13 protein-coding genes are annotated in these 13,786 nt (G+C 48.0%); 10 read left to right on the top strand and 3 right to left on the bottom strand.

From position 1 onward, the window contains the following. The first annotated feature begins 135 nt into the window (after positions 1-135). Entirely contained in the window at positions 136-1,509 is a 1,374-nt protein-coding gene (mdtK, locus tag FDW92_RS12520; RefSeq protein WP_042308660.1) for a multidrug efflux MATE transporter MdtK, read from the top strand. A gap of 38 nt (positions 1,510-1,547) precedes the next feature. Here the strand turns inward: mdtK and FDW92_RS12515 are convergent, their stop codons facing one another. Further along, positions 1,548-2,246 (bottom strand): RluA family pseudouridine synthase, encoded by a 699-nt coding sequence (locus tag FDW92_RS12515; protein ID WP_042308662.1) that lies wholly within the window; start codon positions 2,244-2,246, stop codon positions 1,548-1,550. Positions 2,247-2,380: 134 nt separating this feature from the next. Between FDW92_RS12515 and FDW92_RS12510 the strand changes: the two genes are divergently transcribed. The 7 genes from FDW92_RS12510 (at position 2,381) to FDW92_RS12480 (ending at position 8,746) form a co-directional block, all read left to right on the top strand. After that, entirely contained in the window at positions 2,381-3,172 is a 792-nt protein-coding gene (locus FDW92_RS12510; RefSeq protein ID WP_042308665.1) for a PhzF family phenazine biosynthesis protein, read from the top strand. 39 nt (positions 3,173-3,211) lie between these two features. Continuing rightward, positions 3,212-3,520 (top strand): monooxygenase, encoded by a 309-nt coding sequence (locus FDW92_RS12505; RefSeq protein WP_042308667.1) that lies wholly within the window; start codon positions 3,212-3,214, stop codon positions 3,518-3,520. 225 nt (positions 3,521-3,745) lie between these two features. Then, a complete protein-coding gene (locus tag FDW92_RS12500; RefSeq protein ID WP_042308669.1) occupies positions 3,746-4,141 on the top strand; it encodes a RidA family protein in 396 nt (131 codons plus the stop codon). 27 nt (positions 4,142-4,168) lie between these two features. Further along, positions 4,169-5,137, top strand: coding sequence for a threo-3-hydroxy-L-aspartate ammonia-lyase (locus FDW92_RS12495; RefSeq protein ID WP_137400630.1), 969 nt, complete (start codon positions 4,169-4,171; stop codon positions 5,135-5,137). Between the two features lie 124 nt (positions 5,138-5,261). Beyond that, positions 5,262-5,903 carry a helix-turn-helix transcriptional regulator gene (locus FDW92_RS12490; protein WP_042308673.1) on the top strand — a complete coding sequence of 214 codons (642 nt, stop codon included), beginning with the start codon at positions 5,262-5,264 and terminating at the stop codon, positions 5,901-5,903. A gap of 402 nt (positions 5,904-6,305) precedes the next feature. After that, positions 6,306-6,800 carry a molybdopterin-dependent oxidoreductase gene (locus tag FDW92_RS12485; RefSeq protein WP_042308675.1) on the top strand — a complete coding sequence of 165 codons (495 nt, stop codon included), beginning with the start codon at positions 6,306-6,308 and terminating at the stop codon, positions 6,798-6,800. A 17-nt stretch (positions 6,801-6,817) separates the two neighbouring features. Next, positions 6,818-8,746 carry a GGDEF domain-containing phosphodiesterase gene (locus FDW92_RS12480; protein WP_042308677.1) on the top strand — a complete coding sequence of 643 codons (1,929 nt, stop codon included), beginning with the start codon at positions 6,818-6,820 and terminating at the stop codon, positions 8,744-8,746. An 88-nt stretch (positions 8,747-8,834) separates the two neighbouring features. On the opposite strand, the gene FDW92_RS12475 is transcribed toward FDW92_RS12480, so the two are convergent. Beyond that, the gene (locus tag FDW92_RS12475) at positions 8,835-10,037 is read right to left on the bottom strand and encodes a glycoside hydrolase family 88 protein (RefSeq protein WP_042308679.1); all 1,203 of its coding nucleotides are present in this window, start codon (positions 10,035-10,037) and stop codon (positions 8,835-8,837) included. 16 nt (positions 10,038-10,053) lie between these two features. Then, complete coding sequence (locus FDW92_RS12470) at positions 10,054-11,331, bottom strand: oligosaccharide MFS transporter (protein WP_042308681.1); 1,278 nt, start codon at positions 11,329-11,331, stop codon at positions 10,054-10,056. Positions 11,332-11,616: 285 nt separating this feature from the next. On the opposite strand from FDW92_RS12470, the gene FDW92_RS12465 reads away from it, so the two are divergent. Further along, positions 11,617-12,480, top strand: coding sequence for an AraC family transcriptional regulator (locus FDW92_RS12465; protein ID WP_042308683.1), 864 nt, complete (start codon positions 11,617-11,619; stop codon positions 12,478-12,480). Positions 12,481-12,629: 149 nt separating this feature from the next. Further along, entirely contained in the window at positions 12,630-13,739 is a 1,110-nt protein-coding gene (locus FDW92_RS12460; protein WP_042308685.1) for an AI-2E family transporter, read from the top strand. Positions 13,740-13,786 lie beyond the last annotated feature (47 nt).

Genomic DNA, 13,786 nt, shown 5'->3' with positions numbered 1-13,786 from the left:
CGCTGCCTGTTTTTTCACTGGAGAATTACGTATTCCTCGCTACAATAGACTGAAATTTCCCCAGCTTTTTCTCCTTGCTGCCATATAAGGCGGCTTTTTTAGTCTCTCAAATAACAACAATATAGTGGTGTACACGTGCAAAAGTATGTAAGTGAAGCGCGTCAGTTATTAGCTCTGGCAATTCCGGTGATTCTTGCGCAAATCGCTCAAACCGCAATGGGATTCGTCGATACCGTCATGGCGGGCGGATACAGCGCGACGGATATGGCGGCCGTTGCCATTGGTACGTCCATCTGGCTGCCAGCTATTCTGTTTGGCCACGGACTCCTGCTGGCGTTGACGCCGGTCATTGCCCAACTCAATGGTTCTGGCCGCCGCGATCGTATCGCCCATCAGGTACGCCAGGGATTCTGGCTGGCTGGTAGCGTCTCCGTTTTGATTATGGTCGTGCTGTGGAATGCGGGATACATTATCCGCTCCATGCACAACATCGACCCGGCGCTGGCCGATAAAGCCGTCGGTTATCTGCGCGCATTGCTATGGGGTGCGCCGGGGTATTTGTTTTTCCAGGTAGCGCGTAACCAGTGCGAAGGGCTGGCCAAGACTAAACCGGCAATGGTGATGGGGTTTATCGGTCTGCTGGTGAACATCCCGGTTAACTATGTTTTCATCTATGGACATTTAGGTATGCCGGAACTTGGCGGCGTGGGCTGTGGCGTGGCCACGGCAGCGGTTTACTGGGTAATGTTTGCCGCCATGCTGTCTTACGTCAAACACGCGCGTTCAATGCGTGATATCCGTAATGAGCGCGGCTTCCAGAAGCCAGACACTGCGGTGATGAAGCGTCTCGTGCAGCTGGGTTTACCCATCGCGCTGGCGTTATTTTTCGAAGTGACGCTGTTTGCTGTGGTTGCGCTGCTGGTTTCCCCGCTGGGGATCGTCGATGTGGCCGGGCACCAAATCGCGCTGAACTTTAGTTCGTTAATGTTCGTTCTGCCGATGTCGCTGGCGGCCGCTGTCACTATTCGTGTCGGTTATCGTTTGGGTCAGGGTTCCACGCTGGAGGCGCAAACGGCGGCCCGAACCGGTCTGGGCGTTGGTGTCTGCATGGCGGTTGTGACGGCGGTTTTCACCGTGACCTTCCGGGAGCACATTGCCCTGCTCTACAACGATAACCCGGAAGTGGTCGCTCTGGCGGCGCAGCTCATGTTACTGGCCGCGGTGTATCAAATATCGGACTCTATCCAGGTTATTGGCAGCGGTGTTCTGCGCGGTTACAAAGACACGCGCTCTATCTTCTTTATCACCTTTACAGCCTACTGGGTGCTGGGTCTGCCAAGCGGCTATATTCTGGCGCTCACCGATCTGGTGGTCGACAGGATGGGACCTGCGGGTTTCTGGATGGGCTTTATTATCGGTCTGACCTCTGCGGCCGTCTTAATGATGCTGCGGATGCGTTATCTGCAACGCCAGCCGTCAGCCGTCATTTTGCAGCGCGCGGCACGATAACCTCACAAAAGCCGCCGTCTGGCGGCTTTTTTACACCTTCAGAAGGGACTGGCGTTTTCGGCATTCACCCATTGTTCGCTGACAGGATGCCTGAAACGCAATGCGCTGGCATGCAGCATCAGTCGCGGAGTGAGTTCAGTGCCTGGCAGCAGACGCCCGCCATACAAATCGCACCCTAAAATAGGATGTCCCAACTGCTGACAGTGGATCCGTAGTTGATGGGTACGCCCGGTTTCAGGCGTCAGTTGTACGCGTGTTAAGGGGAGTAATTCCTCGTTCTCCTGGCGATGAACAAAACGCTCAACAACCTGATAGCGCGAGCGCGCAGGCTTGCCGTTAACGGCGCAAATCGTCATCAGCGGAAACAGCGCCGGATCTTTGCTAATCGCTGCGTCAATAATCCCTGCATCGTTTTCCACATGCCCGCATAGCAGTGCGCTGTATACCTTCGTCACCATGCGCTGACTAAACTGCTGGCACAGCGCGGCGTTGATAGCCTTGTTACGGGCCACCACCATTAGCCCGGAGGTGCCGAAATCAAGCCGATGGACCAGCGTGCAACCGGGAAAAATCTGTACCAGCCGGTGATGTACCGAATCGAGATTGTGCGGATTTTTCCCCGACAAGCTGAGCAGCCCGGTGGGTTTATTGATAAGCAGCAAATGCTCGTCCTGATAGAGAATCTCTATCTGGTCATAACAAGGCGGGGCAATAAAGGTATCAAGAATGGTAGACATCAGGCGGCCAGGATGGAGTGTGGGCACGGATGATAACGAATTTTCACTGTACTGGCGAATAGGCTCGCTTAACTAATGGCACTCATTGCATGGTAGAGTGGGCATTATCCGGCATGCGAAGAGAGGGTTACACTGTGCAACAAATCGATTTTTATATGGTAGATGCCTTTAGCACCACGACGTTTGGCGGTAATGCCGCCGCAGTATGTCCGCTCGCAGACTGGTTGCCCGATGAAACATTATTAAAAATGGCGCAGCAGCATAACCAGTCGGAAACCGCTTTCTTTGTCGCCAATGATAATGGCTTTGAGCTACGTTGGTTTACCACGCAGGGAGAAATCAATTTGTGTGGGCATGCCACGCTTGCCGCAGCGCATGTCATTTTTGAACATCTGGATTACCCGGACACAACTCTCCATTTTGCCACCCGATTTGTTGGTCCGCTGACGGTCACACGCAGCGGTCAATGGCTGACGCTTGATTTTCCTGCCTGGCAAAGCGACCCTGTCGTACCGCCCGCCTTATTGTTGGAAACTTTAGGCATCGCCGAATGTAAAGAAGTTCGCGTGGCGCGCGACTATATGGTCGTAATGGAGAACCAGCGCCAGGTCGAGGCTGTACGCCCGAATATCCACGCCATGATCCCGCTAGGGAAAATGGTTTGTATCACCGCGCCAGGTGACGGGGAATACGATTTCGTCAGCCGTTTCTTCTGCCCGGGCGAAGCCGTCGCGGAGGATCCTGTCACAGGTTCGGCGCATAGCATGCTCATTCCTTACTGGGCAGAGAAACTGAACAAAACACAAATGCTGGCGCGTCAGGTATCTGGGCGCGGTGGGGATTTACGCTGCCAACTGGCGGGTTCTCGCGTTTATATTGGTGGGCAGGCAACAACTTACCTGACGGGTAAAGTGCTGCTACGCTAACCCTCTTACACGTTACATAACCCAATCCAGGGAGGAAGTATGTCTAACAAACTGCTGCAGATTCACTTTAATTTTCATGGCCCGTTTGGCTCCGAGATGTCGCAACAACTTGTTGAACTGGCCGAATCCATCAATCAGGAGCCGGGCTTTATCTGGAAAATCTGGACCGAGAACGAAGCAAATCATGAAGCCGGTGGCATCTATATGTTTCAGGATCAAGACACCGCGCTAGCTTATGTTAAAAAGCATACAGCCCGTCTGAAGCACCTGGGGGTGGAAGAGGTGTTTTTCAAAATCTTCGATATCAATGAGCCGTTGAGTAAGATTAACCACGGTCATATTGACTAACGTTTTTAGCTTAAACGCCCTGTTCCGGGGCGATACCGCCTCCCCCCGTTTTCCCCTCACTCATACCCCAGCACCCGCTATATAGCGGGTGCCACGTTTGCTTTAGTTCACAAAATCAGCACCCATGAAAACTATCACTAGCCGACCGAAGCATGAAGGCGTATAAGTAATACAAACAGTATTAATTAATACAAAATGAATCATCGAAAACCAAGGAGATCGCTTATGTCCCCAGACATTACGCTCAACGCTTCACCAGGCAGTTTTCCCCCGGCAGGTCATTACTCGCACAGTACAACGGCAGGTGGTTTTGTGTTCATTTCTGGACAGCTGCCGGTCACCCAGGATGGCGAAAAAAAAACCGATGCGTCTTTTGAAGAACAAACCAGATTGGCCCTGCAAAATGTCGATGCCTGTCTGGCAGGTGCTGGAGTCTCGCGTCAGCACCTGGTTTCAGTACGCGTCTATGTCACGGATATTAACCAGTGGCCGACATTTAACAGGATCTATGGTGAGTGGATCGGTGATTTTCGCCCTGCCCGTGCTGTCGCTGGAGTTGCCGAACTTCATTACGGTTTTGCCGTAGAAATCGAAGCGATGGCTTTGGCCCCACAGGCCTGATTTATAACTGTATACAGGTGAATAAAAATGACTGATATGACACTGCCTGATTATAACGATATTGTCGCTGCGGCAGAGCGCATCGCAGATTATGCCAACAAAACGCCGGTGATGACGTCGCGTACGGTTAATGAAGAATTTGGCGCTGAAGTCTTCTTTAAATGCGAAAACTTCCAGAGAATGGGCGCGTTCAAATTTCGCGGCGCTATGAATGCGCTACGCCAGTTCACGCCACAACAACGGACTGCGGGCGTCGTGACCTTTTCTTCGGGAAATCATGCACAAGCCATCGCCTTGTCGGCAAAATTGTTAGGAATCCCGGCGACAACTATCATGCCGCATGATGCCCCGGCTGCCAAAGTTGCCGCGACCAAAGGGTATGGCGGAAATGTCGTGATTTACGATCGCTATACTGAAGACAGAGAAAAAATTGGTCAGAATCTGGCTGAGAAACAAGGGCTAACGCTGATCCCTCCTTACGATCATCCGCACGTTATTGCGGGCCAGGGTACCGCAACGAAAGAGTTGATTGAGGAAGTGGGACCGTTAGACGCCCTTTTCGTATGTCTGGGTGGCGGCGGTCTGCTATCCGGTTCCGCGCTGGCAGCGAGACATCTCTCCCCTGACTGTATGATCTATGGCGTAGAACCTGAGGCAGGCAATGACGGTCAGCAGTCTTTTCGCAGCGGCAGCATTGTTCATATTGATACACCGAAAACCATAGCCGATGGCGCGCAAACTCAACACCTTGGGCAGTATACGTTTGCGATTATTCAGCAAAACGTGAACGATATTCTGACTGTCTCAGATACTGAATTAGTCACTGCGATGAAATTTATTGCAGAACGAATGAAAATCGTCGTAGAGCCAACTGGCTGTCTGGGTTTTGCCGCCGCCAGAGCACGCAAATCTGAACTCCAGGGTAAGAGAATCGGCATTATTATCAGCGGTGGAAACGTGGACATCAGCCGCTATGGTGCATTCCTGGCCGGATGATAAGCAAGGTATCTGCCATGCAGATACCTTATTCCTGTCTGTATATTCCAGTCTGGAAAAGCGATCCCCGCTCACTGTAAACTGCTCGCAATCATGGCAAAAGGCATCACTGCAGGAGACTGGCATGCCAAAAACCGACAATAACTCGCTTCTCAGCCAACTTGATACTATCGCCAGAGGGTTAAGCGAAACCTTTTCTCCCTTTTGTGAAGTGGTTGTTCATGACCTCAAAAAACCTGAACATGCCATTTTGTCCATCCATAATAATCTTTCCGGACGTAAACCTGGCCAACCAGCAACAGAACTGGGTCTGGCACGCATAGCATCGCCAGACTTTCCCAACATCATCGCTAACTACAGCAATCAATTTGCTGATGGACGTCCGGTAAAAAGCACCTCCATTGGCATCAAGGGTGAGGACGGTAAATACGTCGCGGCACTGTGCCTTAATGTTGATATGACGTTGTTTCGCGGTATGCAGAGCGCGCTTGCGCGATTTACTGAAACCGAAAACTCCCCCATAAAGGAGCATATCGATCCCGGTAGTAACGAAGTTATTCGCCAACGTATCGATGACTTTGCCGCCAAACGCGCGACCACGGCGCGCGCACTCAAACCTGAAGACCGTAAGTTATTGATTCAACAACTCCGTAAAGAAGGCCTACTGAACGTACGAAAATCAATGGATACCGTGGCGCAGCATTTAGGCGTATCGCGAGCCACCGCTTACCTGTATGCCCGCCAGTCAGCACAAATGCACGAATAAGCTGATTCAGGCAGGCATACCTGCCACAACTTGCCGGTCAATGATTACTGGAACGAAGCACGCCCATATGCAGAGGGCTGCTTTGCTGCCAGGAATTATCATCCAACGAAAAACGGCACCTTATGACTGCATAAAAATAAACCTTGGCATTCGTAGGTATTTATTTGCGCTGACTGAATAGATAGCTTATTTTTAAACTGACGGGGTAAATTTTAGCGGTACTTTAAATGACGACATCGATCTTACTTAATCAAAGCATAAAACACCACCACGCTAACCCACTGATTTCATTGAATGAAAAAATAAATAAACGTACTGTAAAATAATATCCATACAGTATATATAAATAGCATAATATCTAAATTATAATCTTTTTACATCCAGTAGTCAGGTGAGGCCAGAATGCGGTTATTAGTCATGTTGTTAAGCTTAGTCGTCTCTACACAGCTCTGGGCAGGTGAACTTTCCAAACCTACGGGCCAGGTCCTTCTAACAGTGTCCGGTAATATAGAAAATACAAATGAAGACGGGAAAGCCACTTTTGATACCGCCAGCCTCGAGAAACTGGGCATGGTAAGTTTTCAGACCACCTCCCCTTGGTATAATGGACGCACGACTTTTACGGGTATTCCACTACAAAAGCTCATGGATTTTGTTGGGGCGAAAGGCTCGGTTGTAAAAGTTACTGCACTCAATGACTACACCACCGTTATCCCTCTCGATGATTTCAAGAAGTACAATGTCATTCTTGCTTTAAAAATCAACGGAAAATACATGCGAATTCGAGATAAAGGCCCGTTATTCATTGTGTATCCCTATGACAGCATACCTGAACTAAATAATCAGATTTATTACTCAAGATCAGCCTGGCAGGTCAGTAGAATGGATATTGAGTAAGCGTTCAGAGGAACATCATGAACAGAATACTGGCTGGCATCATATTTTTTCTTTTTATATCTACTGGGTATATTTCTTTCTTAGTCCATGAAAGACAGCAAGAGTTACAGAAACTGACTCACTACACCGATTCATGGTCCGCTGCACAAATGGTATCACAATATTACCGATTCGAATCATTGCTTGGTCTTTATACTATCGATAAAACGATGAACCTCGACGAGGTGCGCCTGCGCCTCGATATTATGCTTAGCCAGAGTGATTTGATAAAAGAAGGTGATTTGGGGCACTATATAGAGAGCAATCAAGCGCACAGTGAATTGGCGATCAAACTTGAAAACATCCTTAACTATCTGGATGTTAACCTCGAGAAAATGGACCGTTCAGAACTTCAGACATACCTGAAAAAAATGCATACGCTGGATTCGCAACTTGGCCGCCTTTCATCCGGTGCGTTAAATAAAGATGTAAACTCGATCAATAACGCCAACCTTAAAATTCAAACTCTGTACTATATTTACTCGGCGACATCTGTTCTGCTGATCATACTGAGTGCGATACTGGGTGTACTGATATTCTTCCAGAACAGAAATATTCTGCGAGCGCATCTTCAGGTTAAGAGCCTTGCTGAAGAGCTGCAGAAATCTAAAGAAAAGTTGCAAATCCAGAATGCAAAACTGGAATATGACGTCTACCATGATTCACTTACTGATATGAATAACCGCCAATTTTTCTGGGGGAATTTAAATCAAACAATCGAGATGGCAGAAAAAAACAACGATTCTGTGACAGTGATGCTGTTTGATTTGGACCGATTCAAAGAGGTTAATGATACCTATGGTCATGATGCCGGTGATGTTTTATTACGCCAGATATCGGACCGTCTGATTTCGATGAGCCATACTTCAGATACGCTGTATCGCTTAGGTGGGGATGAGTTTGCGTTTCTCTCAAGTGGTCTGACGGAGAGCCAGGCCGTTTCGCGAGCCCAAAAGATATGTGATTTTATCAGCCAGCCCTACACTATTTATAACACAATTATAAACATAACTACCTGTGTTGGAATTGTTATATCAGAAACAGAGCGCCGCTCCGATTATCTTTATAAATTTGCAGATCTGGCCCTGTATGAAGCCAAAAATGAAGGTTCAGGCAAGATAAAAGTCTTCCGGCAATGGATGTTAGAAAAGCTGCAAGAAAGCAGAACGCTTGAGCATGATATGGCGATGGCCATAGTGAATAAAGAATTCGTGGTTTATTATCAGCCTATTGTGGATTCTTTTAGCCGGGAAATTTACAGTTATGAAGCCCTCATTCGTTGGATACATCCTCTAAAGGGTCTCCTGTCGCCGGATAGCTTTATTCCTGTTGCTGAAAAAACAGGCATGATTAACGAAATGGGGAAATCTGTACTAGAAATTGCCTGTACGGAAGCGGCGTCCTGGGCGATTCCGGCCAAAATTTCAGTCAATGTCTCGCCTGTCCAGCTAAGCAGCAAAGCCTTTGCCGGAATAGTGCAAACTATCCTGAAAGAAACAGGACTCCCCGCTCAACGTCTTGAACTGGAGGTCACTGAATCCTCTATTTTTACTGAGAGTAATACGCCGATGAATACACTTAACAAGCTCAGAGCTCTGGGGGTAAAAATCTCCATCGATGATTTTGGTACCGGGTATTCTTCTCTTTCGCGGTTGAGCCGGCTTGCCTTCGATAAAATAAAAATAGACAAGTCCTTTGTACATTCACTCGCTACCCAGGACGATGCCCTTAATATTATCAAACTCATTACTGGCATGGCGAAGTCCCTTAATATGAAAGCTGTTGCAGAAGGTGTTGAAACGCAAGAGCAACTGGAAAAACTTCAGGCACTGGGTTGCGATTTCGCACAAGGATATCTGTTTGGTAAGCCTCAACCGGGAATTGATGGGAAAATCAGACACGGCTAAATCACGGCGGATATCCCTGGCAGCTAAAGTCGGGCAACAAAACTGTTGCCCGACTTTTAATATTTCATACGCTTAGTGATAATTGCCTCTACCAATAAGACGTCCAGCACTGGCGCACGCGAATTAACGCTTCAAGATAAAAATAGTCTCCCCAGGAACAACATTCATCAACGCCTTTACCAGCTGGCATATGATAAACCGAGTGCATCAGTAACCCTTCACATTCCGGTTCATCCGTAGAGAGATAGCGCTTCGTCAGCGATTGTACAATCCGCAAAGCCACTTCCTCATACTGCATCCGACCTGCATCTGTCGCCGGTAATGCTTTCGCTAGCTCCAGCAGACCACAGGCAGCGATAGCGGCAGCCGAACTGTCGCGTACGGCGCCAGTGTTATTCAAAGCCAGATCCCAGTGACAAATAGAGTCCTCAGGCAGGCGGTTGATAAAGTAATGACTCAGGCTGCGGGTCAGGCTGACGAACTCAGATTTTCCCGTATACAGATAGCTAAGCATGAATCCGTAAATCCCCCACGCCTGACCACGTGCCCAGCATGAGCTATCGCTGTGTCCCTGGTGCGTATTGCCAAACCGCGGCTCACCGGTCACAACATCTATATAGTAGGTGTGATACGTCGATGCATCGGGCCGTACGATATATTTCGCTGCCTGCATGGCATGAGATAAGGCCGCGTCAGCAAAGACCAGATTCCCCGTCTGTTCGCTTGCCCAGTAGAGCAGCGGTAGATTCATATTACAGTCGATAATCATTCGTCCCTGCTGCTCCGGATCCGTCAGGTCTCCCCATGCCTGGATAATACCTGCCGTTGGGTTATAGCGTTGCATCATCATTTCAGCCGCATGCAAGGCGATATCGCGTGCGGCTGCGTTCCCGGTCAGTTGCCACGCGTTTACACACGACAATGAATACAGAAAGCCTAGGTCATGAGTATCTGTTTCAATACGGTTTACCAGACGATGAGCAAAAGAAGTAATGAATCGCTCAGCAGCCTGACGGTATTTACTATCGCCGGTTATCTCCCACAATAGCCAGAGCTGCCCTGTCCAGAAACTGTTTGTCCATTGGTTATTTTCAGCGGGTTGCCATTTCCCACCTTCACAGGCCTCATTGGGAAATTTATCGCCAAGCGCATACAGCGTTCGATCAATTCGTGACGAAATATACGGTATTGCTTTATCTAACTCTTTTTTCAATGCCTGACGATCAACCGGGGCGGCGTATGACACGCGCAAGGGTTCAGTAACGACATTAGCCGTTTTATTAGTAATCATAATTATCCTGTTATTACTATTTGGAAGTTTTAATAGTCTGAGAGCGCAATATATCAGCACGCGGTGTTAATATCTTTTTTCCCGCATGGCTACAAGAAAGCGTGAAAGCGGAAATTAGCGTAAACAGCAGTGCGCAGACACCCATAATTAAAAAGGTATGTGCAAACCCTATTTTATCGTATAAATAACCAGCAGGTGGCGCCACGACAACAGAACCAACATATACCATTGCCTGATAACCCAACAAATACATGGTGGCGTTAACGCGTTTGTGAAAATGTTCAGCGATATATTTAAATACAGAGATTAACAGTAACGCTATTTCCACACCGTAAAATGGTTTAATAATTGAAATCATAATTGGGTCGACTGTTAAACCAGAAAGGATCAGACGGCCCCCCACAACTAACCCGCACAGCAGCAACCCCTTCTTGGCACCATAATAGTTAACCAGCGTGGGAATAAACATCATCATCAGGAATTCAATACCAGCCTGGAGCGTCCCCAGGTAACCATACCAGGCATTGCCCTGCTCTTTGGTGGCAAAGAAAGAGACAAAGTAACGGGGAAATTGCTGTTCTGCTACAAACATCATCCACGCGACACCTGCGACATACAGACTAAACATCCAGAATTTTCGGTTTTGCATCAGCGCAATGACATCGGCAAAGACAATTTTATTTTCGGAGATAACCGAGTTATTTCGTAGCTGCTCATCACCAATCTTCAGGCTCAACAACACCTGCAGCATGACTACGGAGGTGGTACTGCTCAGTATAAAGTTGGCGGTTGGCGTGTAGTTGAACAATACGCCGGAAACCGAAGCCGCCAGCGCCCACCCTAGCGATCCCCACATTCGGATACGGCCAAACTCCAGGCCGTAAAGGCGACTGAAACGGTCGGCATAGGATTCTGCGGCAGCCACTCCCGCATACCATCCCAGGCTTAAATAGAATGCACCAATAATAATGCCGAGCATCGTATGACTCAGCAGTAAAGGCTGGTAAATCACCACAAAAAACGGTGCCATTAATGCTGAGGTGGCGCAGACAAAATAGAGAAGCCATTTGCTCATGCCTATTTTATCCATGATATAACCATATACTGGTTTCATAACCACGGCAAACACACCATTAACCGCGAATACTGTACCAATTGTTACGCTATCAAGACCAACTTTTTGACTCAGCCATAATGCATATAAGCCGAAGCTGGATGACCAGGTAAAGAAATAGAGAAAAATAAAGCTGCTCATTTTGAGCTGCGCTAAACGAGTCGGGGCAATCGCGTTCATGATGCGGCTCCAGCATTATCTCGACAATGATAAGTATAAATAAAAAAAACCGAAGATTTAATTGCAATCATAATCCACTACCTCTTATGAAGTATTTATAGACTCAGTACTACTGGCGACAACCAGGTGCTGACGGACGGAGATTAGTATTTTTGTTTCCTACAGCAGCGTGAGCATGTTCACAAAAACAGTTCGATTTTTAAGTTTGATTGGATTTACGGACAGATATTCAGCAATATCTTTAATATATAGCAGCAAAACTTAATTCTGTTGTCATGGTAAAAAATGAACGAGCCACAAAAACTTGAAAGAATTGCGATGGGGAATGAAGTGATTTCCTTTCAGCGTCCAATGGGCGCGAGTGTTCATTATTACCATTGGCATCAATGCATTGAGTTTTTATATATTTCAAAAGGGTACGGCATCGTCGTCGTTGATAAACAACACTATACAGCAAAGCCGGGCAGACTTTTTATTTTCCCACCGTTTCGCTTGCATAAGGTGCAGGTTGATGTTGCACCGAACAATCCGTCTTATCGTACGGCTATGCATATTGAGCACAATGAAGTAATCAGTGCCTTGCAGATGTTTCCCCGCCACCAGGCTCAGTTTGCAGCACTCTCTGGCACCCATGCTCCGGCACAAATTCACGATCTCAGTGAACATGCGGACTATATTGCCTATATCCTCGATCGGTTTGAATCACTTAAGGGCAACGGGTATCAATCGGCCAGTGATGTTGCTTTTCTGGTAATGCAACTTCTGGACTTTCTTCCCCTGCAACCGCGGAGTGTAGTGCACCAACAGCAGACCGTGGCGGCCCGCATTATGCAGTGGATAGAAGAGCATTATCAGCAGAAATTTTCACTCGATGATTTAGCTGCGGATATTGGTTTTTCACGCAGCTATACCTCGCGAATTTTCCGTCAACAAACCGGTGGCGGGATCCAGGAATATATACTCACCCGCAGGATTAAAAAAAGCTGCGATTTATTGCGCTACTCATCACTGAACGTGACGGAGATTGCCGAGCATGTGGGTTTTACGGAAATGACCTATTTCATTACCTGTTTTAGAAAAATGATGGGGCAATCTCCTTTGCAATACCGCAAACAATACGATGAAGACACTGGCCACGATACGGCGTAAAGAACGTCATTTTTATCGCATTGACGGACACTGTCTAATCAAACCCGAGTCCATACCCGCCTGGTATTAAGCAGAGATCTTCAGCAAAAGTTGGTAAATCCTCAGAACGGTTCTATAGTCGGGACTGCTTCTCATTACAGGATTCACCGATGCGATTTAACGGACTGACCAAAGGTTTCTTCATTTTCATACTGGCCCTCGTTACCTGGGCGTTCTTCGATGTGCTGTCCCCCTACTTTTCCGCCATTTTGTGGGCCGCGATATTAACGACTATCTTTAACCCGGTAAAAAACAGGCTGCGCAGCGCACTTGGCGAACGCAACGGGCTGGCATCGTTAATAACCATCGCCATTATCTGTCTGATTGTCTTTATCCCGCTTATGGTGATCCTGTCATCGCTGGCCATTGAACTCAATGTGGTGTACACCAAACTGCAACAAAACGACACGCAGTTTCCCGAAGTCGTCACCACTATTCTTTCGTATCTTCCTGGCTGGGCGAGAGGATTCCTCGCAGAACACAATCTGGATAATGTTGCAGAAATCCAGAAAAAGCTGTCCGACATTGTGTTGCAAGGCGGGCAGTACCTTGCGGGCAGCGCATTCCTGATCGGTAAAGGGACATTCGGCTTTGCCATCAGCTTTGGCATCATGCTGTATCTGCTGTTTTTCTTGTTAAAAGATGGACCTTATCTGGTGCGCCAGATTCTGGACTCATTACCACTTTCTGATTTTGCCAAACAGCACTTGTTCGCCAAATTTGTCGGCGTAACGCGCGCAACCGTCAAGGGCACAGCGGTTGTGGCTTTAGTTCAGGGGATTCTTGGCGGCATAGCTTTTGCGATTGTGGACATTGATGGCAGCGTTCTGTGGGGCGCATTAATGGCGTTTCTGTCTCTGGTGCCTGCCGTCGGCTCGGCAATCGTCTGGGTCCCCGCGGCCATATTCCTCTTCGCTACGCACCAACTGTGGCAAGGGCTGTTTATCGTTGGGTTCTTCGTGATTATCGTCGGGCTGGTGGACAACATCCTGCGCCCGCTTTTGGTAGGAAAAGACACCAAAATGCCGGACTACCTGATTCTGATAACCACCCTCGGCGGGATGGAGATTTACGGTATCAATGGGTTTGTGATTGGCCCCCTGATCGCCGCGCTATTCATTACCTGCTGGAACCTGTTTTCCGGGCGCGATCATGCAGGTAACGTGGAAGGAATCGACGAAGCCTTTATGGAAGAAGGAAAAAATCCTCCAGATTTATGATGTCAGGACGATAACAGAAGGCGGCCCTGGGCCGCCCTTTTTTTTTT

Origin of the sequence: Citrobacter sp. wls706 (genome assembly GCF_005281305.1) — a bacterium.
Lineage (GTDB): Bacteria > Pseudomonadota > Gammaproteobacteria > Enterobacterales > Enterobacteriaceae > Citrobacter > Citrobacter werkmanii.
The sequence above is the reverse complement of the archived record's forward strand: the minus strand, read 5'-3'. Positions and strand labels throughout refer to the sequence as shown.